Source organism: Acidovorax sp. T1, from assembly GCF_002176815.1.
Lineage (GTDB): Bacteria > Pseudomonadota > Gammaproteobacteria > Burkholderiales > Burkholderiaceae_C > Acidovorax.
In genome coordinates, this window is record NZ_CP021648.1 from 508,892 (window position 1) to 533,103 (window position 24,212).

The following is a 24,212-nucleotide window of genomic DNA, read 5'->3' on the forward strand; positions in this document are numbered from 1 at the left end:
CACATGTTTGAAAAACTGATTCGATTCTCGATCGAGCAGCGGTGGCTGGTGCTGCTAGCCGCCCTTGCAATGGGCGCCTTAGGTGTCTTCAACTACCAGAAGCTTCCCATCGACGCCGTCCCGGACATCACCAACGTCCAGGTCCAAATCAACACTCAAGCAGCTGGTTACTCGCCGCTTGAGACTGAGCAGCGCGTGACCTACCCCATCGAGACAGTCATGGCGGGCCTGCCCAATCTTGAGCAGACAAGGTCATTGTCTCGCTATGGACTTTCCCAGGTCACCGTGATCTTCAAGGACGGCACGGACATCTACTTCGCGCGCCAACTGGTGAATGAACGCATCCAGGAGGCCCGAGATAAGTTGCCGGCAGGCATTACCCCTGCGCTGGGACCGATCTCGACCGGCCTCGGAGAAATCTACCTGTGGACGGTTGAAACCAAGGATGGCGCCAAGAAGCCAGACGGCAACCCCTACACCCCGACAGACTTGCGTGAGATTCAGGACTGGATCATCAAGCCGCAATTGCGCAATGTGCCTGGCGTCACCGAAATCAACTCCATCGGCGGCTTTGCGAAGGAGTACCAGATTGCGCCAGTCCCCGAGCGCCTGGCCTCGCTCGGCGTGACGCTGCAAGACATCGTCACTGCTTTAGATCGCAACAACGGCAATGTTGGCGCCGGCTACATCGAGAAGCGCGGCGAACAGTACCTGGTTCGCGCACCTGGCCAAGTCAAGTCAATGGAAGACATAGGCAATGTGATCCTGAGCAGCGCCAACGGTGTGCCTGTGCGTGTGCGGGATGTCGCCGACGTATCCATCGGCCGGGAACTGCGCACTGGCGCCGCCACGGACAACGGCCGTGAAGTCGTGCTCGGTACAGTCTTCATGCTTATCGGCGAAAACAGCCGTACTGTGTCTCAAGCTGTAGACAAGAAGATGGTGGAGATCAACCGCAACCTACCCGAAGGCGTGCACGCGGTCACGGTCTACGACCGGACTGTCCTGGTGGACAAGGCCATCAGTACGGTGAAGAAGAACCTCATGGAAGGCGCGATCTTGGTGATCGTGATCCTCTTCCTGTTCCTGGGCAACATCCGGGCTGCGGTGATCACGGCAACGGTGATTCCGCTGTCGATGCTTTTCACGTTCACCGGGATGGTGAACTACAAGGTAAGTGCCAACCTGATGAGCCTTGGAGCGCTGGACTTCGGCATCATCATTGACGGAGCGGTTGTGATCGTCGAGAACTGCGTTCGCCGCCTGGCGCATGCACAAGCGCATCACGGTCGGCCGCTGACCCGAGCCGAGCGCTTCCATGAAGTGTTTTTGGCATCCAAAGAATCACGCCGCGCCCTGCTGTTCGGTCAGCTCATCATCATGGTGGTGTATCTGCCGATCTTCGCCCTCACAGGTGTTGAAGGAAAGATGTTCCACCCGATGGCGTTTACCGTGGTGGCAGCGCTTGTCGGCGCAATGATCCTGTCGGTAACGTTCATCCCCGCCGCAGTCGCGCTGTTCATCGGCAACCGGGTCAGCGAGAAGGAGAACTTCCTGCTCGGTCATGCGAAGCGAATCTATGCGCCCCTGCTGGATCGAGTCATGTCCGCCAAGGCCTTGGTGCTCTCCATTGCCGCGGTGGCCGTAGTGCTCTGCGGATTGATCGCGACCCGAATGGGCAGCGAGTTCGTTCCCCAGCTCAATGAAGGCGACCTCGCCATCCAGGCGCTGCGCATCCCCGGTACCAGCCTCTCGCAATCTATCGCCATGCAGCGTCAGATCGAAGGGACGCTGAAAGAGAAGTTCCCTGAGATAGACCGGGTATTTGCCAGAACCGGGACTGCAGAAATTGCCTCGGACCCGATGCCGCCGAACATCTCGGACGGATACATCATGCTCAAACCCATGGACCAGTGGCCCGAGCCGCGAAAGACCCGCGACGAACTGCTTACCGCGATCCAGGAAGTGGTTGGCAAGATCCCTGGCAACAACTACGAATTCTCTCAGCCGATCCAATTGCGCTTCAACGAGCTTATTTCCGGTGTGCGCAGCGACGTTGCGGTCAAGATCTTTGGGGACGACATGGACGTCCTGAACAAGTCTGCAGAAGAGATCTCGTCGATGCTGCAGAAGATCCAAGGGGCATCGGAGGTGAAGGTGGAGCAGACAACCGGGCTGCCGATGCTCACCGTGAATATCGACCGCCAGAAGGCTGCTCGCTATGGCCTGAATGTGGCCGACATCCAGGACACCGTGGCCACAGCCATTGGTGGACGTGAAGCGGGAACGATGTTCGAGGGTGATCGGCGATTCGACATCCTGGTGCGCCTGCCCGAAGCGATCCGCAATGATATGGAAGGCATGAAGCGACTGCCTATCCCGCTGCCTCGCTCAGCGGGTACCGCCGAAGCACGGACCAATTTCATCCCGCTTGCCGAGGTCGCTTCTTTTGAACTCGCCCCTGGCCCCAATCAAGTCAGCCGCGAGAACGGAAAGCGCCGCATAGTGGTCAGCGCCAACGTGCGTGGCCGCGACGTGGGATCTTTCGTTGCGGAGGCAGAGCAAGGCCTGGCTCAGATCAAGATACCAACGGGCTACTGGACGAGCTGGGGCGGAACATTCGAAAACCTGCAATCTGCCTCCAAGCGTTTGCAGATTGTGGTGCCCGTCTCACTGCTGCTGGTCTTCGTTCTGTTGTTCGCAATGTTTGGAAATGCCAAGGACGGGCTGCTGGTCTTCACCGGAATTCCATTCGCGCTAACTGGTGGCATCTTGGCACTATGGCTTCGCGACATACCCATGTCGATCTCTGCGGCCGTTGGCTTCATCGCGCTTTCAGGCGTTGCTGTTCTTAACGGGCTTGTGATGATTTCATACATCCGGACGTTGAGAGAGGAAGGCGTTCCGCTGGACGATGCCATCCGCGATGGAGCGTTGACACGTCTGCGACCTGTGCTTATGACCGCTCTCGTGGCGTCTCTGGGCTTCATTCCAATGGCCATTGCAACAGGCACCGGCGCTGAGGTTCAACGCCCACTAGCAACCGTGGTTATTGGCGGCATTCTTTCCTCCACTCTGCTCACTCTGTTGGTGCTGCCAATCCTCTATCGACTGGCTCACAAGCCCGACGAGAAGGACGAAGACGTGTCGGCAGAGCCCGTGCACTCTGTTCCCTCCGCCCACTGACAAGTGGGCCTTCGGGCTCCGCAAATTGCGGGGCCCATTTTTTTCTTTCACTTACTCAGGAAACACCATGAAAGCAATGCATATCCTTCTCGCGCTGGCCTTGTCCATTTCTGGAACTGCGATGGCCGCGGACAACCATGACGCAAAACCAATGCACGGAGGCATCGTTTCACAGGCAAAAGACATCCACTACGAACTGGTGACCAGCGCAGCCAAGTTGCAGCTTTACGTACGGGATCATGGCAAGCCTGCCGACGTTTCCGGAATGACTGCGAAGATAACGCTTTTGACAGGCTCAGAAAAGCAGGACGTCGAGTTGCTGCCGGTGGATGGAAAGCTGGAGGCGTCGGGAAGCTTCAAGCTTGCCGCAGGCACAAAAGCCGTCGCAGTAGTCTCGAAAGGCGGCAAGTCCGTCGCATCGGTCCGCTTCGCTTTGAAGTAATCCAATTGCGATGAGCCGTCATCGTTGCAATTGCCCCTGGCGATGCACCTCGTCGCACAGGGTCCAGGTGTGGTCAGCACGTTGAACGGTTTCAAAGATGGGTTACGGACTCGCCGCAAAGCTTTTTTGGATCTGGATCAGCCTGATCGTGACAGTGATCACATTCTGGCGGGTCCGCCACATGTGGCTAAAACGGCATCCAGAACGGGACAAGGGCCTCAAGTACAGCCAGCGCTTGGCCAAGCGGCTCAGAGATCGTAGGGTGCTGCAGTTGCAATCCCGGCAGGGAAAGAACATCGATAGGCGCCGCCGCCATTGATGCTGAGATAGTGGTAGTGCAAATGCTTTTTAAATAAGCGAAAACATAGGATGTACCGGTATGAGTGCCTCACACGAACATGCATTACCAACAACTGGGAATGAGCGACGGCTTTGGATCGCTCTTGGGCTGACGGCGTCTTTCATGATCGCCGAGGTTGTTGCGGGGATTCTCACCAACAGCCTCGCGCTTATTTCCGATGCGGCACACATGCTGACCGACGCGGCCGCTTTGGCTATCGCCCTTGCTGCAGTACAAATCGGCAAGAGGAAGGCAGACTCTCTCCGGACTTTCGGTTACTACCGATTTGAGATTTTGGCGGCAGCTTTCAACTGCCTGATGTTGTTTGGGGTTGCGATCTATATCCTGATAGAGGCTTACTCTCGCTTTAAGAATCCACCGGAGGTACAGACCGGCGCGATGATGCTGGTCGCAATCCTGGGCCTGGTCGTAAATCTGATCAGCATGAAGTTGCTGCAGAGCGGCAAGGATGCAAGCCTCAACGTTAAAGGTGCCTACCTCGAGGTCTGGAGCGACATGCTTGGCTCACTGGGTGTGATCATCGGAGCGATCATCATCCGTTACACGGGCTGGACGACGGTAGACGCAATCATCGCCGTGCTGATTGGACTGTGGGTCTTGCCGCGCACGTGGGTTCTTCTTAAGGAAAGCTTGAACATCCTGCTGGAGGGTGTGCCAAATGGGATGGACATTGCCGAGGTCAGGAACAGCATCGCCAAAGTAAGCGGCGTGACGTCGGTTCACGACCTGCACATCTGGGCCCTGACCAGTGGCAAACCCAGCCTCACGGCACATGTCGTGCACGACCCTTCGTCCACTCCTGAGATCGTGCGGGAAGCCATCAATGCGATTCTTGCTGACAGGTTCGCAGTTTTTCATACGACCCTACAGATGGAGTCGGTTTCCTGTCGTCTGGCGGATGAGATGGACACCTTTACGGCGCCGGCAAAGCACGTTGGTAGACAAGCAGAAGGCCATGCATAGCGCAAGGCGAATCTGACGACGCACTATCGTGAAGCTTGGCCAAGAAACGAGGACACTGATGTCGAAACCAGAAGGATTTGGCAACGAGCCAGATGAACTTTCGGACGATGGCGACTTGACGGACATGCTGGGGGAGCTTCGGGTTCTATTGCCGACCGCGCAGCTACTTTCTGCTTTCCTGATAACTGTGCCATTTACCCCCGGCTTCAGTGCAATCGCCAACGCGGAGAAATGGGTCTTCCTTGCGACGTTTGTTCTGGCTGTTGTCGGCTTGGTACTTCTGAGTGCGCCGGCTGTGCAGCATCGCTTGATTCGGCCGTTGCTTGATCGACCTCGATTCAAGTCGCTTGCTTCCCGCCAGATTCTGGTGGGAGCGGTCGCGCTCGCGAGCGCTCTCGTTTCCGGCGCGCAGCTTGTACTGTCCACAATATTTGGACATGTGGTCGGGAGCTTGGCAGCTGCGCTGGTCGCCGGGTTGATATTTCTCCTATGGTGGTGGCTGCCGCGTCGATGGAAGCAATCCGGAAAACTGTAGATCACCATGCGATCTTGCAACTTGCAGTGCCGCTAGATGCGCCGAGGTGATCTCCATGGTTTGATACAGCGGGCGCAAGTTCCTGAACGTGGCACCAATTGTTGGCGCTGCTGACTCGGCCGTTGGCTGAGGCGTAGAGGAAACGGGCGAGCACCGTCTCAAACTGCTTTGCGTGAAGCAGGGCTCGCCGGCCTGCTGGCGCAGCTGCAGCGTAAGCGCGCGGCGATCCCATCTTGACCGACAGCTTTGGATAGCCGCGAGCACCCGCTTTGGGCGCCCAAATCTGACTTTGCACAGGCTTACTTGAGTGACCGCATTGCAGCGGTTGAACGAGTAAGTGGCAACAACCCCAAACTATGCCGAAAACACGGCACGTTGTTAATCGGCAAGTGCACCGCGCAACCAGGGGTCGACGGTACCGCCCCGGCCGTCGAACGACTCGACGAGATAGTCCATGAAAGCACGCGTGCGTGCCGGCACGTATTTGCGTAAGCGCGCGGCAATCCCATGTTGACCGCAGCCGGCCGCACAGGTATTGATCAGGAGTTCGGGGCCTGCCAGCGATGCGGCAGCAATTCTTCGATCCTGCTGGCCCGGTGCGTGGGCAAGCGCGTGAGCACGTCCTTCAGGTAGGCATAGGGGTCATGCCCGTTCATGCGCGCCGACTGCACCAGGCTCATCACCGCGGCCGCACGTTGGCCTGCTCGCAGGCTGCCGGCGAACAGCCAGTTGTTGCGGCCAATGGCGATCGGCCGGATCTGGTTCTCGATCCAGTTGTTGTCCACCGGCAGTTGCCCGTCACCAACGAAGCGCGTCAGTGCAGTCCAGCGCCGCAGGCTGTAATCCAGCGCCTTGGCCGTGGCCGAGCTGTCGGGCAGTTTTTGTCTCTGTAGCAGCATCCACTCGTGCAGTGCAGCTAGCAATGGCTTGGTGTGCTGCTGCCGGATGGCCTGGCGCTGATCCGTGTTCAATTCCTTGACCTCGCGCTCGATGTCGTAGACCTTGGCGAACTGCTCCAGCGCGAACCCGGCGATCTGGCTTTTGTGGGCCGCGTGCAGGTCAAAGAATTTGCGCCGCGCGTGCGCCAGGCAACCCGCTTCCGTGATGCCATTGGCAAACCCAGCCTTGTAGCCGCTGAAGTCATCGCATACCAGGCTGCCGCGCCAGTCTCCGAGGAAGTTGCGGGCATGCTCGCCTGCTCTTGACTCGCAGAAGTCGTACACCACGGCCTTCATGTCTTCGAAGGCGCCTGGTGCGTAAGCCCACAGGTAAGCCCGGTGGGTGCTGCCTTTGCCAGGCTTGAGCATTTGCACCGGCGTCTCGTCGGCGTGCAGCACGCTGCGGCTGAGTATCTCCGCCTTCAGCGCATCGACCAGCGGCTGCAGCCGCACGCCGCAGGTGCCGACCCACTGCGCCAGAGTCGAGCGGGGGATGGCCAGACCGGCGCGTCCAAAGATCGCTTCCTGGCGGTATAGCGGCAGGTGGTCGGCGTACTTGGCCACCAGCACCTGGGCCAGCAGGCCCGTGGTGGGGATGCCCTTGTCGATCACATGCGCTTCGACCGGCGGCTGGGTGATGGTTTCGCACTGTGCGCAGGCCCACTTGCCACGGATGTGGCGCTCCACCGTGAACACGCCGGGCACATAGTCCAGCTTTTCGGCCACGTCTTCACCGATGCGCTTCATCGCACAACCACAGGCGCAGGTAGTCAACTCAGGCTCGTGGCGGATCTCGCGCCGCGGCAGGTTGGCCGGCAGCGGCTGGCGCTTGGGTTGCTGTTTGGCTTGGGGCGCTGGCGCAGGCGGCTGCAGTTGCTCGATCTCGACGGCGACCGCTGCCAGGTCGGCCTCGATCTCGTCTTCAAGCAGGCTGCGCTGCTCGGCGTTGAAGCGCTCGGACTGGGCCGCGAACTTCATGCGCTTCAAGAGCGCGTTCTCGTGGGTGAGCTTGGCGTTGAGCGCCTGGCTGTGCTTGAGTTCGGTTTGGTGGCGGGCGATTTGCGCGTCCTTGTCGCTCACGTGGCCCATGAGGCTGGCAACCATCTCGCGCAGTTGCTCTGCGCTGAGATTGTTCAGGGATTGTTGCTGCACCACCATGGCAGCCAGTGTGCCAAGGAAGGCCCTGCGCTGCCATGCGCAGATCCACCGATTGCGCGCCGGCTTCAGACCATGGTGATAATGCCGGCGTTTCCCATGCGTTGCCAGGGCAGGCCCAGCACCAGGGCGTCAAGCTGGACAGGCTCCAACTGCCACTGCTCATTGCCTGGCGCCGGCCAGACGAACTTCCCCTGGTGCAGGCGGCGAGCGGCCAGCCAGATGCCGATGCCGTCGTGCACCAGCACCTTGATGCGGTTGGCGCGTCTGTTGGCGAACAGGTAGGCGTGATGAGGGTGGGCAGCACCGAACACGCTGACCACCCGGGCCAGCGCCGTGTCGGTGCCGGCGCGCATGTCCAGCGGGGCCGTGGCAAGCCAGGCAGCGTCGATACGGATCATTGCCGCAGCACCTGGAGCAAACCCTGCAATGCGCGGGAACACTCGCCAGCAGCGGCCACCGGCCAATTGACCGTCACGAGGGTGCCGTGATGACAGCACTCGATGCGGATGTCTGATGAGGGAGTTGCCGATGCAGCACTTGGGGCAGCTTGCGCACCCGCTGGCTGAGGCCCCATCGCCGGCGAGCCCAGCGTCATCGCGATGAAGGCGGGCACGGTGCTGGCATGAGGCAGATGCGCCGGGGCACGAACAGGCTGTGCATTGGCCATTGGCTCAGCCGCTGCATCGTCGCAGTGCGGGGCGATGCCGGACGCCACAGCATGCGCGGTATCGCAGGTGGGCTGGTGAAGGCCCAGACGATGCTCCTTGAGCCAGCGATGCAGCACATTGGCATTCATGCCATGTTCACGTGCTGTGGCGGCAATTGATGCGCCGGGCTGCTGGCACGCGGCGATCAGTTCAACCTTGAATTGCGCGCTGTAGACCCGGCGTGTGCGGGGGACACGGGAGCGCGAGTTGGGGATCTCTTGAGACATGGTGTGCACGATGGTTTACGTGGACACGATGGTGCTTGCAATTGCTCATTCGAGGTAGATGGGGTGGCCGGACGGATACGTATTTGCGGGTGGGCATGGCGGCATACAAGGTGGTGGTGAGCATGTGCCATCCGGGGCGCACGCGCTCCAGTGCTTTGCCGCGCAGTGCGTCGGCCACCACAAACGATGGGAGCCCGGTAATGCCCATGCCCGCCAAAGCCGCTGCAAACATGGCCAAGGCCCAGTCCACCGACACGTCGGGGCTGCGGCCCGTCTCGCGGGCAAAGATGCGCTCGAAGGAACGCTGCGAGGCGGCCCGGCTGGCCGGATCGCTGGGTTCGAAGAACATCGTCGTGTACTGCTCCAGCGTTGCAGGCCCCTGTGCTGCCAAGTCGTAAAAGAGTTGCTCGCCCGCCTTGACGAGTTTGCCGGGCGGTGTTGTCGAGATCAGGACTGCATGGCTGACGCTGGCGCCGAACATGGCGACATAGATCTGCGCCACGATGCCGCCGAAGGACCAGCCGCCGATGACCACATCCTTGAGGCGCAGGCCATCGATCAGATCTTTGGCATCCTTGACCAGCGCGCTGGGGTTGTAGGAGCGTTCACCGGTCGACAGGCCCATACCGGAATGGTCGAACGTGATGACCTGAAAGCCCTGCGCAGCAAGCGCGTCGATGAACGCCGGGTCCCACAGGTCAAGCACGCCCCGAAAGCGGTGGGCCAGCACGATCGGCTTGCCCTTGCCGACGCTGCGGTAGGCCAGCTTGCGGCCACCGCTTTCAACGAACAGCGTGTCGGCGTATCCTGCGCCTGCAGCCTTCGCAACCGCTGGCACAGCAATGGCCAACACGGCAAGGACCCCGGCGCCGCCCAGGAGGGCATGTCGGCGGGACGCGGCGGGGAAGCCGACTGCAGAAGCGTCGGGACGAGTGGATGAGATGGCAGGCATGGGTACTCCTTGGTGGTGGTGCACCTCACTGTGCCGGTACTGGCGGATGCGCGCACTCGCTGAAAGCGCCGATCAGCCAACCAAACGCGCCAGTTCTTCGTGCCCGTTGGCGACTTGCGCGGACGCCTCGTTGCTGAACCCTGCCTCGAAAAGATTTGAAGGACATCACCGGGCCAGCTTGATCGGCGAACTGTTGCCTCACCGCTGGAGAGCGCAGAAGTATGAGACGCAGGCCGCCATTGCGTCTCCGGTACTATGGCCGCTGTCGGTCGAGGCTGTGTGGAAACGCTCACCGAGCATACGTGCCAGCCCCATCCCGCAGCACCGAGCCGCATTTTCCACCAGCGCTTCGGTCGAGCCGTTTCTGGCGCACCTGGACCTTTTGACGCGTTCCTGACGCCTTTCTCGGCCTTTAAAAAATGCCATAAAGGCCTCAAGCCTTCGCCATCCGCATCGCCTTCATCATCTGCACGATACCCATCACGCCCATCACCCTCTTGAGGTTGTAGGCCAGGACATGCAGGCTCATCTCGGTGCCCACGTGCTTGAGGGTCTTCATCAGGAAGTGCGTTGAGCCCATCCAGTGCTTGAGCGTTCCGAAGACATGCTCCACGGTGGACCTGCGCAATGTCATCGCCTCGGGGTTGCTGTCCAGCCGTTGCTGAACGCGCTCCAGCACTTCTTCGTGTTCCCATCGCCGGATACGTCGGTATTTGCTGGTCGTGCATTGCTCGCGCAGCGGGCAGTGCGGACAGGCACTTGACCAATAGATGCTCAGGCTCAGGCCTTTCTCGATCGTTTTGAACCGATGGATCGCACGCTCACCTGCCGGGCACTGATACTCGTCATCCTTGGCGATGTAGATGAAGTCGCCTTTGTCGAAGCGCCCCTCGGCTTTCGCGTTGGATGTCATCGGCTTGGGCACGAAGGTCGTGATGCCAGCGTCCTCGCAGGCCTTGAGCTGCGGGCCACTGAAGTAGCCTCGGTCGGCGAAGGCTTGCAGGTTTTCGCTTCCCATGGCCTGGTCTGCGGCACAGGCCATGCTGTGCAGTTGTGCCCGGGGTCTCCTCGTTTTCAGTGCAATAAGTGACGGTACGAAAAGCTAGCACTGGCGCGGAGGTGGTGTTGGTAGATCGTTGATTTCATTGACTTTCCTGTTCACTTTCAAATCTGCGATTCGTGGCGTCAAACCGTGGTCGGTTTCATCCATTGGTGCCAGTTATCGATGCATTTGGCCGCGAAGGCAGGATTTGGTCAGCATAGCGGTCAACCGGGAAGCGAAACACACCCCGCAAGTTGATGCTCTCCAGCCTGGTGGGCGCAATCTTCCCGATCAGTTCCGGTGGAATGACCTGGCGGCGGTTCGACCAGCGATCCAGGACCGCCTGCATCTGTGAGGTATTCCACGCCATCACGATGTTGGCCATCAGGCTCAACGCATCGGCCACAGCCTGCATTTCATCGACACGTTTGGCCTGCGCCGGGCTGATCCGGCCGGTATAAATGGCGCGCTTGAGGGCGTTAACAGCCTCGCCCCGATTGAGCACCCGGCGCAACTCGTTCCTGAAAGCGTCCTTGACAAAGTAGTCAGCCAAAAACGCCGTACGCAGCAACCGCCCCAATTGCACGCCAGCCTCATAGATTGGATCGCCCTGGGCGGCAGAACCGAACCGCGCAAGAGCTGCCACCGCACTGGCATGTCCGCTCATGACCGAGGCTGCCAGGTGCACCAGACTATCCCAATGCTTTTCGATCAAAGCGACGTCGACATTGGCTTCGCACACCGCAGCGATTTCTGCGGGCACTTTGGTGCCGCGTGGCACAAAGAGGTGGCGCTGTTTGAGTTCCTTCAACCGCGGGCAAAGATCAAAACCAAGCAAACGGGCATGTGACATGGCAAAGTCGGTGTAGCCATGGGTATCCACAGCAAGCTGGCTGGTCTCCAGCTTTTCTTGGCGGATGACACCTTCAATGGCCACGCTCGCCTGGCGCTCATTGAGCACAAAGGGCTGCGCATGGAAGATGCCCCACCGGTCTTTTACATGGGAGTAGATTCCAATGGAAGGTGTGTTGCGCCGAGGATCAAGCCGGGCTTGCCACACCCGTTTGGTGGTCTCCATGCTCATCATGTCAGAAGATGCCAAATCGGACCGCCCCCAGGTGGCGGCAATCGGGTGTCGCTGCATGAATTCCAGCACAGCCTGGCAGGCCTGGCTCAGACGCCGTTCGTCCCGCGCCCAGCGCATGGCCTGGCGAATGCTGGTGGCAGACAATTGCGGAATCATGCGCGCGCATTCGACCGCAGTCAGACTGGTGCCGTGGGCCATGATGCCGGCATAGACCATCAGCAGCTCGTCGGTAGAGCGCGGCTCACGTCCGAGCATGATCCAGCTAAAGCGCACCTGGGCGTCAACGGCCAGAATCACTTCCGGCAATTGAACCTCACCGATGCGGTGATCCAAAGCCGCGCGCAGCTTGGTCACTTCTGGGTCTTCGTCCTCTGCGGGCAATGGCGACAAATGGAGTTCATCATCCACGCGCAGTACGCCACTGCGGGCTGCAGCGGCCACCGCATCGACACCGGCAGTTACTCTGGCCAGCAAAGGCTTCAAGAAAGTGGCAGCCTTGCTGGGTAACGATAGACGGGCATAGTGTTTCTTGGACTCTGCCTGCCAACGCTCGTCCGTGAAGAACAAGCGCGCACGACCCCGAAAGCTCAGGCTGTGCTCAATCCAGACCGAGCCATTGCGCACCGCGCGGCGCAGGGCAAACAGGGTGGCCACCTCCAACGCCTGAAACGCCCGTTCCCGGTCTGGGCTGGAGATCGAAACCTGCCAGATCATTCCCAGACTTGGTGCCACCACTTCAACTGGCAGCTTTCTGGATCCTTTGAGATATAAAGCTTGCAGCTTGGCAAGGTACTCGATGGCAGGATGCTCGCCGGTGGCCTGCCAGGGCAGCTTTGCAATGGCGACGAGCAACGACCGCACGGGGCGAATTCCATCAATCAATCCCTCGCGGACCAGGGAGGCCCTGCTCGGTGGTTTGCGTTTCTGGGTTTCGGTGATCAAGGCTTCAAGACGGGCACGCAACTCAGCATCTGGCACCGCACCTTGCGCGCTCAAGGCAACAAGTTCGCCGAGCAGCGTTTTGTACATTGCGGCCCAATTGACGGTAGCGGGGACATCGGCGGCAGCCTGACGCCACAGATCGGCGATCCGGCGCTGCACCATAAGGATCAACTGGTCTGTGGTGGTGAACAGGCAATACCGAAGAAAGCATGCGACCTCCACGGTGCGCGCTGGCTCTTTGATCTTGGCTCCGGCTGAGGGCGGCCTGGAGACAAGTCGGCGCGCGTAGCGGCGCAAGATGAGATCGGGGATGTCTGCCAGGTGCTTATGAACGTCCAGCGTGTAAAGCAGGTCGATGCGCTCCAGTACCTCGCTGATTTGGCGGGTTGAGTGTTTCGCCGGTGCAGCCCATAGCCAACTCTGCTGGGTTTGTCCATCTGGGCGCAGCTCTGAAACTGAGGCTCGCCAGCGATCAAGTGTTGCTGGATCAACGCTGGCGGCGATGGCGGTGCCTGTTTCAACTTCAAGCTGGGCAAGTGCCGCCGCAATCAGTGTCCGAATTGCCCGCTCGTGCACGATCACCAGCTTGTTCTTGTACAGCCATTGACGCGCCCGCACGAGTAGCTGATCGCGGTCGGCGCAGCGCGCCACTTCGTCGCGCAGTTCACGTACCAGTGAGCGGCGCTGGTGCTCGCTCATCCACTGGAATCCAAGGACCGTGCAGGCTACTTGTTGGTGATCGAATAGCGTGCGCCCGCGTTCATACATGGCTCTCAGCGAGGCGACTTCTGGTGCTGCAATGCCAAGCTCGTTGCCAAGGTGGCGCCACAAGGCTACTGGAATTACCCGAAAGGCACCGAGCAAACGCCCACTCATGCGCAGGAAACCAATATGGAGCGCCAGACCAAGCTTGTGGGAATCACCTCGGCGTGCATTGATTGCGTCGCGCTCGGCACCATCGAAGGTGAAAAATGCCTTCATCTCGAAGTCGCTGATATCGCGGGGGAGCCCACGCATCCCCAAAAACGTTGTGTGCCAACCCTGCATCGTGAACCTCAAAAGTGGGAGGCCACCATACCCGTTTACAAAGCGAACAGGAAAGTCAATGAAATCAACGGTCTACCCAGACCACCCCCGCGCCAGTGCTAGCTTTGCGTACCGTCACTTATTGCACTGAAAACGAGGAGACCCCGTGAACTGACGAGCCCGGCCATGTTCGACCCCGACCTGCCCGCACAGGGCCTGCGCCCCACGCACGACCAGATGCTCAAGCACCTGCGCCGCTCCAACGCGGTGGCGCAGCGCGCGGTCTCGCTCGGCCACCATCCCTTCGGTGCCGTGTTGGTCGGCCCCGACCAGGAGACGGTGCTGCTCGAGCAGTGCAACATCGACACGGTCAACCATGCCGAGTCGACGCTCGCGCGCGTGGCGGCGACCAACTTCACGCCCGAGTTCCTGTGGGGCTGCACGCTCTACACCGCGGTCGAGCCCTGCTGCATGTGCGCCGGCACGGCCTACTGGGCCAACATCGGGCGCGTCGTCTACGGCATGACCGAGGCGCAACTGCTGGCCGAGACCGGCAGCCATGCCGAGAACCCGACGATGAGCGTGCCGTCGCGCTATGTGTTCGACCACTGCCAGAAGCCGGTCGAGCTCATCGGCCCGGTGCCGGAAATCGCCGAGGAAACCGTGGCGATGCAGCGGGCGTTCTGGGCATCGCGCTGAGGCGCGCGCGGATGCGTCTCAGCGCAGCAGCGGTGTATGCCGCAGCTTCTTGCAGTCCTTGCCCGTCGATTCCTTGACGAAGCGCTTGTCCTCCGAGGTGATCCAGCGCATGTTCTCGCGCGTGTCCTGTCCCCCGGCACAGAGCTGGACCACGTAGCCGATCTGCCAGTCGGGGCAGGCGCCTTCGGCCTGCCCGGTGGATGGGCAGGGGTGTTCCTGCCGAAAGGCGCGCTGCTCGGCGTGGTCGCGGTGCTTGTTGCGGGCGTCGGCCATGCCGGGCAGGGCGGCGAAGAGGAGGCAAAGAAGAAGGGTCTTGGTCATGGTGGAAGGCCGCGGCGCCCGGGCCGCGGTGCTCTATGCTATCCGGCTGCCGCGCGGGGTGCCGCACGTTGTCGCCCGCTCTCTTTCTCACTTCTCAGATGCACTTGCCGTTCCCGAATTCCGATGTCGCTACCGCGCGCGCGCCCCTGGTTGCCGTGACCGGCGCGACCGGCTTCATCGGCCGGCATCTCATCGCCGCGCTGGTGCAGGCGGGCTGGCGGGTGCGGCTGCTGCTGCGGCGCGAACCGTCCGGCGCCGAATGGCGCCAGTCGACGCCCGAAGTCGTGGCCGGCTCGCTCGACAACGAGGCCGCAGTGGCGCGTCTCGTGGAGGGCGTCGATGCGGTGATCCATCTGGCCGGACTCATCAAGGCGGCACGGCGTGCCGATTTCTTTGCGGTGAACGAGCAGGGTGTCGCGCGGATCGCGCGGGCGACGAAGCAACTGTCGCCCGACGCGCATTTCCTGCTGGTCTCCAGCCTGGCCGCGCGCGAACCGCTGCTTTCCGACTACGCCGCCAGCAAGCGTGCCGGCGAGGCTGCGGCACTCGACGCGATGGGCGCGCGCGCCACCGTGCTGCGCCCACCGGCTGTCTACGGCCCGGGGGACCGCGAAACGCTGCGCTTCTTCCAGGTTGCCCGCTGGCCGCGCGTGCCCCTGCTCGGCGGGCCGGACGCGCGCGCCGCGCTGATCCACGTGCGCGACGTGGCCCGGCTGATCGTCATGCTCGTCGCGTCGACGCCGCAGGGCCAGGTGCTGGCGGCGGCGGATGGCCAGCCAGCGGGCTATCGCTGGGACGAACTGCTCGGTGCCGCGGCGCGGGCGGTCGGCAACCCGACGCCGCGCTTCCTGCAGGCGCCGCAAGGGCTGCTGCGTGGCATCGCATGGGTCGGCGATGTGGCGCGCCTCGGCGGCTCGGCGGCCATGCTCAATTCGCAGAAGCTGCGCGAGCTGCGCCATGCGGATTGGGGCGTTTCGCCGGCCGAACTCGCGCGGCCGGAGGGCTGGTCGCCGCAGTTCGACATCGACACCGGCTTCGCCGATGCGGTCGCCTGGTACCGGTCGGCCGGCTGGTTGCCGGGGTGACGGTGACATCGTCCGATTCCGGCGCAGTCCCGGTCTGGGTGCTGCTCGGCGCGCGCCATGGCGACAACCAGCAACTGCTGGCCATCGCCGATGCCTTGGGCGTGCCGTACCGCACCGTGCCCTTGCGCTTCAACACCGCTGCGGGGCTGCCGCCGGTTCTGCTGGGCGCCTCGCGGCTGAGTTGGCGCAGCGAAGATGCGGCAGTGCTGCAGCCGCCCTGGCCGCGCGTGGTGCTGGCGGCCGGGCGCAAGAGCGTGCCGGCGGCGCGGTGGATCCGGCAGCGGTCGGGCGGGCGCACGCAGCTGGTCCACGTCAACCGGCCGTGGGCGCCGCTGTCGTGGTTCGACCTGATCGTGACGACGCCGCAGTACGCGGTGCCCAAGCGCGTCAACGTGCTGAGCCATCGCCTGCCCTTCATGCAGCCGCCGTCCGCGAGCGAGGTGCTCCTGCCGTCCGCATGGCAGGCGCAGGCGGCCCGCATGCCGCGGCCCTGGACGCTGGTGATGGTCGGTGGCGACAGCCGGCCCTTCGTGCTCGACGACGCGGCAGCCGTTGGCCTGGCGCGCCTCGTGAATGCACAGGTGCGAGCGCAAGGTGGCAGTGCCTGGGTGCTCGGCAGCCCGCGGACGCCAGCCGCTGCAATCGATGTGCTGGCCCAGTGCCTGGACGTGCCTGCGCATGTCGTCCGCTGGGGCGAGGGCGAGAACCCCTACGCCGCCCTGCGCCAGCGCGCCGACCGCATCATCGTCACGACCGACAGCGCGTCGATGCTGACCGAGGCGCTGCTCACCGGACGGCCGGTCGCGCCCTTCGCATTGCCACGGCAACCGGATTGGCGCTGGCGCCTGGCGACGGCCTGGCGCGCCGCCGCGGCACGGCGGCCAGGGTCGCTGGTGGCGCGCAGCTTCGATGCCCTGCAGGACCTCGGATTGCTCTCGTCGCTGCGCGACCTGGGCTTGCTGCACGCTGCGCTGGACGCCGCCGGTGCGTTCGACGGCGGCGGGCAGGTGCTCGCGTTGGCACGGCAGGAGCGCGAGGCCACGCTGGCGCGCATCCACGCACTGATCGATCGGCCCTGATCGGCTGGATCGGGCAGGGGGGGCCTGCTCAGGCCGTGGCGCGCGAGGCGCGGGCCACGCAATCCAGCGCATCGCTGCGCACATGGCCGCGCGCGATCTCGGCGTCGACCAGGGCGCGGTCGATCGCGCCGTTGTCCAGGCATTCGCCCAGCATCCGGAAGAACAGCTTTTCCTGCGCCGGATCGGGGTGCCGGCGGTAGCGCCCGGCACCGCGCCCCGTCAGCTTGCGCAGCCAGATGCCGGCGCGCGAGGTGAGCGTGGTGCCGCGCGGCGTGAAATCCGAGGGCAGGCCGGTCTTCCACGGCTGTGTGCGGCGATGGGTGTTGTGCAGCAGCTTGGTCTGGGGCGTGAGCCGGTCGAAGTCGTTCCACTCGGGCTCCAGTGCCGCGACGCTGCTGGGCGGCTCGAGCAGCAGCCACATCCAGTCTCGGTAATCACGCTCGCCGCGAAAGGTGCGCTCGAAGTCCGCTTCCCACTGCCAGTGCTTGAGGCGCGCGCAGTCCATCAGCATCACGCTCGACGCGTAGTGCAGCGGGCGGCGGAAATCGCCGTCCATCTGCCGCGCCATCACAGCAGCGCCGCCCATGTTGCGCTCGAGCAGCGCGTTGATGTCGCCGAGCGCGAAGATGTCGGGGTCGATCAGCACCGCGCGACCGGCATAGCCCATCTGCTCGGGCACGGCGAAGCGCAGCGGCGTGAACGACTGCAGGTCGTCGTTGCGCCACGGCACCTGCTGGCCTTCGCGCAGGTAGCGGCGACCCTCGAAGCGTTCGAAGGCCGGGAAGTCCGTCGTCTGGAGGATGCGCACGTCGAAGCGCTCGGGCGCGGCGCTGCGGCTGCGCAACGCGTGCTGCGCCACCAGGGCGCCGACGATCTGCTTGGGGTTGGTGTGGATGAAGACGGCGTTGCGCATGCCGTATTTTCACCTCTGGCACGACCCTAGCCGAGAACGATCCATCTCGGGTCACCCGAGCCGACTCGACCGCCGGGATACACTGGCGCCGCATGAAGGTAGTACATCTCCTACACGAGCCACATTTTCCGCAATCAATCCGAATGGCTGTCGACGTCCGAGTCGGTGCTGCATGGGGGAGTTCAGCATGCATTTGCTGATGACCGGTAAGGGCGCCAGCGGCAGTTGGCAAATCCGGGGCGTTCAACTGGGGCAGACATTGCGGGCAGCCGTGGTCCCGAACGCCAAAGATCTTGCACCCTACAACTTGGCAGTGCTCGTGAAGCGGCAGACAACCGATTTGCTGGAGAGATTCCATCAGTCCAAGGTCCCGCTGATCTGGGATGTGGTCGATGCATGGCCTCAGCCCATTGGAAACGCATGGCAGAAAGACCGGTGCTTGGAGTGGCTGGCCGGCGAAGTGAAGACGATCCGGCCTGCGGGGATCGTCGCGGCGACACGAGCGATGGCTCGGGACTGCGAGGGCTTTGGCGTGCCGGTGCTGGCGCTACCGCACCACGCACGGCCGGGCCTGCGGCAGAACCCGATCCGGCCGCTGAAAGTGCTGGGGTATGAAGGCGGGGAGAAGTACCTGGGACGCTGGCTGCCGATCATCAAACGTCAGTGCTCAGCACGCGGATTGCGGTTCGTCATCAATCCCACAGAGGTGGCGGACGTGGACGTCTTGGTCGCGCTGCGTGACTGCGATGGCTATGCCCCAAGGAATTGGAAGAGCAATGTCAAGCTGGCCAACGCACAGGGAAGCGGGACGCCAGTGATCTGCAATCGCGAGGCGGGGTATCTTGAGACGGCTTGCGGGGCTGAACAGTGGGCCGACGACGAAGCTGAATTCGCCGCGGCACTGGATGCGTTGGAGTCCACCGAGGCGCGGCGATCAACTGCGCAAGTCTTACGCGCTGCTGCTCCCAGCATCGATAGCGTCACCGCTACGTACCTTCAATGGCTGCGGTCGGAGTTCCAAATTTCCAAGGTACCATCGATAGCCGTTGCGACGACGGCCAAGCGACGATGGGGTATTTGGGGCGCGTCGTGAGCGCTCAACGCCGCGCACTGGCCAGCGCGGCGATGATCTGCCCGATGTCGTCGTCGCTGTGCGCCGCGCTGAGGCTGATGCGCACGAGGCTCAGGCCGGCGGGCGTGGCAGGCGGGATCATCAGGTTGGTGTAGATGCCGCTGTCCAGCAGCGACTGCCACAGGGCCTGTGCTTCGGCGCGTTCGGTGAAGACCAAGGCCACGACCGGGCCGGGCGTCGTGGTGCCCAGCCGGTAGCCGAGCTTCGTTGCTTCGGCGTAGAGGCGTTCGGCGTGCCGCCACAGTCGTTCGCGCAACGCATGGCCATCCAGCATCTGGCGCAGCGCTTCGCGCGTGGCCGCGATCGAGGGCGGCGACGACGAGGCCGTGAAGATGTACGGTCGGCTCACCATCCGAACGTATTCGAGTTCCGCGTGCCGGCCGATGCAGAAGCCGCCGACGCCGCCCAGGCTCTTGGAGAAGGTGCCGACGATGAAGTCCACGTCGTCGAGCACGCCCAGTTGCTCTGCCAGGCCGAGGCCGCGTTCGCCGAACACGCCGAAGGAATGCGCTTCGTCGACCAGCAGCCAGGCGCCATAGCGCCGTTTGATCTCGGCGATTTCCTGCAACGGCGCGCGGTCGCCCAGCGTGCTGTAGACGCCTTCGACCACGATCAGCGCGCGATGCGCATCGTCGCCCAGCCGCGCCAGGCGGCGGTCGAGGTTTTCGGGGTCGTTGTGCCGGAAGCGGATGGTCGTCGCATTGCTCAAACGGCAGCCGTCATGGATGCTGGCATGGCTGTCGGCATCCACCAGCAGGTAGTCGCCGGTGTCGGCCAGCGCGGAGATCACGCCGAGGTTGGTCTGGTAGCCGGTGGAAAAAACGATGCAGGACGGCCAGCCGACGGCGTCTGCCAGTTCACGTTCGAGGGCGCGGTGGCCGGCGTAGTTGCCGCTCGCCATGCGCGAACCGGTGGAGCCGGTGCCCTGGGTCTCGATGGCCGCGATGGCGGCGGCGCGGCAGGCGGCGTCGTAGGTCAGGCCGAGGTAGTTGTTGGTCCCCGCGAGCACCATGCGGCGCCCCCCGATGGTCGCTGAGGTGGCTGAATGGATCTCGTCCATCGGCGTCGCGATCGGTGCCACGCCACCCATCGCGTCCAAGCTCGCCTGGAGCTGGCGCTGCGCGCCGAACTTGTTGAGAAGACTCACGCCGCACCGCCGGTCAGTTGGGCGATGCCGGCGCGCAGCCCGTTGATGGTGTGCGCCTGGGCCAGCGTCTCCACCGGGATCGACAGGTCCAGACGGTCCTCGATCTCCATGACGAGGTCCATCACGCCGATCGAGTCGAGGTCTGCCTCCTGCATCAGGTCGGCATTGCCGCCCAGGCTCGCCGTGCCGGGACGGATCGCGTCGAGTGCTTCGCGGATGGCGCTTTCGATGGTTGCCAGATTCAATTCGGTCACGGGTGAGGGCTCAATCAGGGGTCGTCAGGGCAATGTCGCGGCCGATGCTCGCGTGCTGGGTCTGCACGCGCGCATCGTCCTTGACGAAGCCGACCTGCGGCTCCTCGCCGCAACGCTTGAGGAAGTCGCTGCGCGCCATGCTGCGCGACAGCTTGCCCGACGAGGTGCGCGGCAGGGTGTGCGGCGGCACCAGTTCGATCAGGCAATGGATGCCGAACTCGGCGTTGATGGCCTGCTTCAGGCGCACCGACAGCGAGGCCAGCTTGATCGGATCGGTTTCCCGGCACTGCACGACCAGCACTGCGGTTTCGTTCTCGTCCTCGTCCACGACCGTGAAGGCGGAGGCATCGGTCGGCCGGACTTCGGGCTGCTGCTCGGCCAGGTATTCGAGGTCCTGCGGCCAGATGTTGCGGCCCTTGATGATCATCAGGTCCTTGGCGCGGCCGGTGACGAACAGCGAACCGTCGGCGAAGTAGCCCAGGTCGCCGGTGTTGAGCCAGCCATCGTCCGACAGCACCTCTTGCGTGGCCTCGGGGTTGCCGAAGTAGCCCGACATCACGCTGGGCCCGCGCAGATAGATGGCGCCGCACCGGCGTTCGGGTAGCGCGTTGCCCCGGTCGCCCCGTACTTCGACCTCGAAGCCCGGCAGTGGCCGGCCGCAGTCGATGAAGGCCTTGCCCTTGACCGCGGCTTCACCCTCGATCGGCGGACGTGCCTCGCCCGTGCGGGACAACCTGTCGATGTCGATGAGGTCGCTGCGTGAGCCGCTGCCCACGGGCGCGAAGCTCACGCCCAGCGCACATTCCGCCATGCCGTAGCTGGGCAGGAAGGCGCGTTCGTCGAAGCCGGCCGGTGCCAGGATCTCCGACACCTGGCGCAGGGAATCAGGGTGGATCATCTCGGCGCCCACGCCGGCGATGCGCCAGGAGGACAGATCGAGCGCCTCGATGTCCGCCGGACGCAGGCGGCGTGCGCACAGCGTGTAGCCGAACGGCGGGCTGTAAGAGATGGTGCAGCGGTTGCGCGAGATCAGCTTGAGCCAGAGGCGCGGGCGCATCGCGAACTCGCGCGTCGGCAGGTAGTCGACCGAGCGCTGCGTGGCCATGCACCCCAGCACGATGCCCACCAGCCCCATGTCGTGGTAGTGCGGCAGCCAGGAGCAGAAGCGATCGTCCGCGGTGAGCGCAAAGCCATGGTTGAAGATGGCGCCCAGGTTGGCCATGACCGCGGACTGTGTGATCATCGTGCCGCGCGGGAAGCGGGTGCTGCCCGAGGTGTACTGCAGATAGGCCAGGTCGGTCGGCGCGGGCGGTGGCGGCAGCTTTTCCTGGGCGTCCAGTGCCAGGAAGTCGTCCAGCGTGCCGGACAGCGCGAGCGGCAAACCTTCGCTGGCTTCGTTCAGGAAGCCGACGAATTCGGACGGTGCGAAGGCAGCGACCGCCTGGCAGTCGCGCATCAGCTGGCGCAGGTGGCGAACGTACGCCTCGCGGCCGCCCAGGTGCACGGCGGCCGGCAGCGGCACGGGCACCAGCCCGGCGTACTGGCACGCATAGAACATGACGGCGAAGTCCGGGTGCGTTTGCGCAACCAGGGCCAGCCGCTGACCGCGGCCGAGCGGCGCCAGGTGGCGCGACATCTCCAGGGCGCGGCGACGCAGTTCACGGTACGGCAGAACGGCCGAGAGCTTGTCGCGGCCATCGTAGTAATTGAACCCGGTCTCGCCGGTCGCGGCATAGTCCAGGGCTTCCGTCAGGGTGGAGAAGAGCGCGCTGCGCAGCGGAATGCCACTGGCCGTCGGCGTCGGTGTCGTACCGAGGAGCATTGCTTGCGTCACCTTGCACCCTCCCGCTTCCCGTGCTCCTGAACTCTCGGGAGAACGCTAGAACACAACATTTTGGGCATGCACTGCTTCACTCTATAACTTGACTGAACTGTACGATACTGTACGGTTTTGGCTACCCGCAGGCCGCGCACCCCATGGAAAAAACTCGACCGCCGCGGGATTGTAAAATCCGGAAACGTCAAACTGTCATAAATGCTATGCACAGTGATCAGGTCTGGGTTTCGTCCAGAAGTTTCGCCAACTGCACCAACGTCGGGTAATCGAAAAGATCCGTGACTTCGATCCGTTGGGGGAATTCGCGCTCGATCGCTTCATGGATACGCGCCAGGGTGAGCGATTTGAGGTTGATTTCGAGCAAGTTGGTTTGGACCGTGATCTGCTGGTCTGGAATCAACGGCTCGCAGATCTCCTTGAGGCGCAGGGCCGTGGATTTCGGCTTCGCCTCGGCAGGTTCGATCGCAGCGTTCGCTGACATAAACCCTGCCAATTCCGCGAGTATTGTAGCGAATTCGCCTTGTTCGAAGGCGGCGGCCAGGGCATAGCGTTGCAGCTTGCCACTTGTGGTCTTCGGAATGGCGCTCACGGGCACGACGTTGTTCAGCGCCAGGTCGGTCTTCTGGCCGATGATGCGCCGCAATGCCTGCGCCTTCGGCACGAAGTCCGCCAGATTCCCGCGGTGGATCACGAAGAGGGCCACCGACTCGGTGCCTTCGATCGCATCGCGCACACCGACCGCCGCCACGCGGTTGGCCTCGATGCCAGGCACCTGTTGGGCGATTTCCTCGAGGTCGGTCGGGTAGTAGTTCTGGCCGTTGACGATGATCAGGTCCTTGGCCCGACCGGTGATCACGAGTTGGCCGTCGAGGATCAAACCCAGATCGCCGGTGTCCAGCCATCCTGGGTTCGCGCCCGAATCGGCGCTGGTGCGTCCGCCGGGAAAGTAGCCGTGGGATACGTTGTCGCCGCGGATCCGCACATGGCCGACCGTCTGCTCGGGCAGCCCGTCGCCGGTGTCGCCCACGATGCCGAGCTCGCATCCGGGCACGGCGCGGCCGAGCTTGACGAATTCGATGGCATGCGTCGACCCAGGTGCCGCAGCCCGCACCGGCGCGCCGACGCGAAGGGTTGTCCGGTCGAGTTCGATCGTCTCGAGCGGCGTCGAGGGGGGCGGAAAGCTGACCGCCAGGCTGGCTTCGGCCAACCCGTACACAGGAAACATGGCGTTCGGCCTGAGTCCGTGGGGCGCCATGGCCTGGGTGAAGCGCCGGCACAACTCGGCGGAGATCGGCTCGGCGCCATTGAAGATCAAGCGCACGGCAGACAGGTCCAAGCCCTGTGGCGGCTTGAGCGCGAACTGCCGCAGGTAATGCTGGTAGCCGAAGTTGGGCGAGCAGAGCACCGTGGCGCGGCGCTGGCTGGCCTGCTCGAGCCAGAGCAGGGGGCGGCGCGCGAACAGGTCGGTGCGCATGATCGCGTGGCTGGCGCCGCAGGCCAGCATGTTCAGGTGGAAGCCGATCAGGCCCATGTCGTGGGACAGCGGCATCCAGCTGAGCGCCACGTCGCGGTCGGAGAAGGCCGCGGCTTCGATGATCGCGGCGATGTTGGCGCACAGGTTGCGGTGCGTCAGCAGCACGCCCTTGGGTTCGCCGGTGGAGCCGGAGGAATACTGGATGAACGCCAGGTCGTCCGGACGCGGCGACACGGGCTGTCCCGGTTCGCCGCCGATGTCGAGGCCGCCCGGAACCAGGGCGCGGGCACGCAGCGCCGCCGCCTGGTCGGCCAGCCCTTGTGCCGCGGCGAAGCCGTCGAGCCGTTCCAGCGACGTGCGGTCGATGTAGACCGACGCCTTCGGGCCGAGCTGCGCGAACACACGCAGCAGCTTCTGGCGGTGCGCATCGGTGGCGCCGGGCGCGAGCGGCACCGGCACGATGCCGCCCAGCACGCAGGCCCAGAACATTTCCAGGAAGCGCTCGTTGTCTGCCAGGCACAGGACCACCGTGTCGCCGGTCGCGATCGACTGGCGCTGGAGTGCCCCGAGCACGGCGAGCGCGCGCTGGCGCAGCCGCTGGAAGCTCAGCACGCGCTGCTCCTTGTCGCCTTCGATGAGCGTGATCTGGCGGTCGTCGCGCGTGGTGGCGGGCAGGATGGCGTGGAGGGTATCGAATCGCATGAA

Annotated in this window: 20 protein-coding genes and 1 pseudogene; 9 read left to right on the plus strand and 12 right to left on the minus strand. The window is 63.3% G+C overall.

Annotated features, from left to right (window positions below):
- Nucleotides 1–3 precede the first annotated feature (3 nt).
- The 5 genes from CCX87_RS02480 (at nucleotide 4) to CCX87_RS02500 (ending at nucleotide 5,487) form a co-directional block, all read left to right on the plus strand.
- Nucleotides 4–3,186 carry a CusA/CzcA family heavy metal efflux RND transporter gene (locus tag CCX87_RS02480; RefSeq protein ID WP_087743475.1) on the plus strand — a complete coding sequence of 1,061 codons (3,183 nt, stop codon included), beginning with the start codon at nucleotides 4–6 and terminating at the stop codon, nucleotides 3,184–3,186.
- 67 nt (nucleotides 3,187–3,253) lie between these two features.
- A complete protein-coding gene (locus CCX87_RS02485; RefSeq protein ID WP_087743476.1) occupies nucleotides 3,254–3,628 on the plus strand; it encodes a hypothetical protein in 375 nt (124 codons plus the stop codon).
- Nucleotides 3,629–3,725: 97 nt separating this feature from the next.
- Nucleotides 3,726–3,947, plus strand: a complete 222-nt coding sequence (locus CCX87_RS02490) for a hypothetical protein (protein WP_060984176.1) — start codon at nucleotides 3,726–3,728, stop codon at nucleotides 3,945–3,947.
- 60 nt (nucleotides 3,948–4,007) lie between these two features.
- A complete protein-coding gene (locus CCX87_RS02495; RefSeq protein WP_087743477.1) occupies nucleotides 4,008–4,952 on the plus strand; it encodes a cation diffusion facilitator family transporter in 945 nt (314 codons plus the stop codon).
- Between the two features lie 58 nt (nucleotides 4,953–5,010).
- The gene (locus tag CCX87_RS02500) at nucleotides 5,011–5,487 is read left to right on the plus strand and encodes a DUF6328 family protein (RefSeq protein WP_087743479.1); all 477 of its coding nucleotides are present in this window, start codon (nucleotides 5,011–5,013) and stop codon (nucleotides 5,485–5,487) included.
- Nucleotides 5,488–6,026: 539 nt separating this feature from the next.
- Here CCX87_RS02500 and tnpC read toward each other — a convergent pair.
- The 6 genes and pseudogenes from tnpC to CCX87_RS02530 form a co-directional block, all read right to left on the minus strand.
- Nucleotides 6,027–7,580 carry an IS66 family transposase gene (tnpC, locus tag CCX87_RS02505; RefSeq protein WP_442857482.1) on the minus strand — a complete coding sequence of 518 codons (1,554 nt, stop codon included), beginning with the start codon at nucleotides 7,578–7,580 and terminating at the stop codon, nucleotides 6,027–6,029.
- A 68-nt stretch (nucleotides 7,581–7,648) separates the two neighbouring features.
- Nucleotides 7,649–7,981: an IS66 family insertion sequence element accessory protein TnpB gene (gene tnpB, locus CCX87_RS02510; protein WP_157667094.1), complete on the minus strand. Its 333-nt coding sequence runs from the start codon at nucleotides 7,979–7,981 to the stop codon at nucleotides 7,649–7,651.
- Nucleotides 7,978–8,517, minus strand: coding sequence for a transposase (locus tag CCX87_RS02515; RefSeq protein WP_087743482.1), 540 nt, complete (start codon nucleotides 8,515–8,517; stop codon nucleotides 7,978–7,980). Before CCX87_RS02515 ends, tnpB begins: the two co-directional genes overlap by 4 nt.
- Nucleotides 8,441–9,469 carry an alpha/beta fold hydrolase gene (locus tag CCX87_RS02520; RefSeq protein ID WP_198314756.1) on the minus strand — a complete coding sequence of 343 codons (1,029 nt, stop codon included), beginning with the start codon at nucleotides 9,467–9,469 and terminating at the stop codon, nucleotides 8,441–8,443. Before CCX87_RS02520 ends, CCX87_RS02515 begins: the two co-directional genes overlap by 77 nt.
- A 433-nt stretch (nucleotides 9,470–9,902) precedes the next feature.
- Nucleotides 9,903–10,523 (minus strand): annotated as a pseudogene (locus tag CCX87_RS02525) (transposase); the annotation flags it as partial.
- A 148-nt stretch (nucleotides 10,524–10,671) separates the two neighbouring features.
- Entirely contained in the window at nucleotides 10,672–13,587 is a 2,916-nt protein-coding gene (locus CCX87_RS02530) for a Tn3-like element IS1071 family transposase (protein WP_087743256.1), read from the minus strand.
- Nucleotides 13,588–13,752: 165 nt separating this feature from the next.
- On the opposite strand from CCX87_RS02530, the gene CCX87_RS02535 reads away from it, so the two are divergent.
- A complete protein-coding gene (locus CCX87_RS02535) occupies nucleotides 13,753–14,265 on the plus strand; it encodes a nucleoside deaminase (protein WP_011806216.1) in 513 nt (170 codons plus the stop codon).
- Between the two features lie 18 nt (nucleotides 14,266–14,283).
- Here the strand turns inward: CCX87_RS02535 and CCX87_RS02540 are convergent, their stop codons facing one another.
- Nucleotides 14,284–14,586: a hypothetical protein gene (locus tag CCX87_RS02540; RefSeq protein ID WP_011806215.1), complete on the minus strand. Its 303-nt coding sequence runs from the start codon at nucleotides 14,584–14,586 to the stop codon at nucleotides 14,284–14,286.
- Nucleotides 14,587–14,684: 98 nt separating this feature from the next.
- On the opposite strand from CCX87_RS02540, the gene CCX87_RS02545 reads away from it, so the two are divergent.
- Nucleotides 14,685–15,671: an NAD-dependent epimerase/dehydratase family protein gene (locus CCX87_RS02545; RefSeq protein WP_087743484.1), complete on the plus strand. Its 987-nt coding sequence runs from the start codon at nucleotides 14,685–14,687 to the stop codon at nucleotides 15,669–15,671.
- Nucleotides 15,668–16,750, plus strand: a complete 1,083-nt coding sequence (locus CCX87_RS02550; RefSeq protein WP_157667095.1) for an ELM1/GtrOC1 family putative glycosyltransferase — start codon at nucleotides 15,668–15,670, stop codon at nucleotides 16,748–16,750. Before CCX87_RS02545 ends, CCX87_RS02550 begins: the two co-directional genes overlap by 4 nt.
- Before the next feature lie 28 nt (nucleotides 16,751–16,778).
- Here the strand turns inward: CCX87_RS02550 and CCX87_RS02555 are convergent, their stop codons facing one another.
- A complete protein-coding gene (locus tag CCX87_RS02555; RefSeq protein ID WP_087743487.1) occupies nucleotides 16,779–17,663 on the minus strand; it encodes a hypothetical protein in 885 nt (294 codons plus the stop codon).
- A gap of 187 nt (nucleotides 17,664–17,850) precedes the next feature.
- Between CCX87_RS02555 and CCX87_RS02560 the strand changes: the two genes are divergently transcribed.
- Complete coding sequence (locus CCX87_RS02560) at nucleotides 17,851–18,756, plus strand: hypothetical protein (protein ID WP_135148047.1); 906 nt, start codon at nucleotides 17,851–17,853, stop codon at nucleotides 18,754–18,756.
- 4 nt (nucleotides 18,757–18,760) lie between these two features.
- On the opposite strand, the gene spt is transcribed toward CCX87_RS02560, so the two are convergent.
- The 4 genes from spt to CCX87_RS02580 all read right to left on the minus strand — a co-directional run bounded on the left by spt (nucleotide 18,761) and on the right by CCX87_RS02580 (nucleotide 24,209).
- Entirely contained in the window at nucleotides 18,761–19,942 is a 1,182-nt protein-coding gene (gene spt / locus CCX87_RS02565) for a serine palmitoyltransferase (protein WP_011806210.1), read from the minus strand.
- On the minus strand, nucleotides 19,939–20,196 hold the full coding sequence (locus tag CCX87_RS02570) for an acyl carrier protein (RefSeq protein ID WP_049756493.1): 258 nt from the start codon (nucleotides 20,194–20,196) through the stop codon (nucleotides 19,939–19,941). Before CCX87_RS02570 ends, spt begins: the two co-directional genes overlap by 4 nt.
- Nucleotides 20,197–20,206: 10 nt before the next feature.
- Nucleotides 20,207–22,018, minus strand: a complete 1,812-nt coding sequence (locus CCX87_RS02575) for a fatty acyl-AMP ligase (RefSeq protein WP_087743489.1) — start codon at nucleotides 22,016–22,018, stop codon at nucleotides 20,207–20,209.
- Between the two features lie 229 nt (nucleotides 22,019–22,247).
- Nucleotides 22,248–24,209 carry a non-ribosomal peptide synthetase gene (locus CCX87_RS02580; protein ID WP_087743490.1) on the minus strand — a complete coding sequence of 654 codons (1,962 nt, stop codon included), beginning with the start codon at nucleotides 24,207–24,209 and terminating at the stop codon, nucleotides 22,248–22,250.
- Nucleotides 24,210–24,212: the final 3 nt, after the last annotated feature.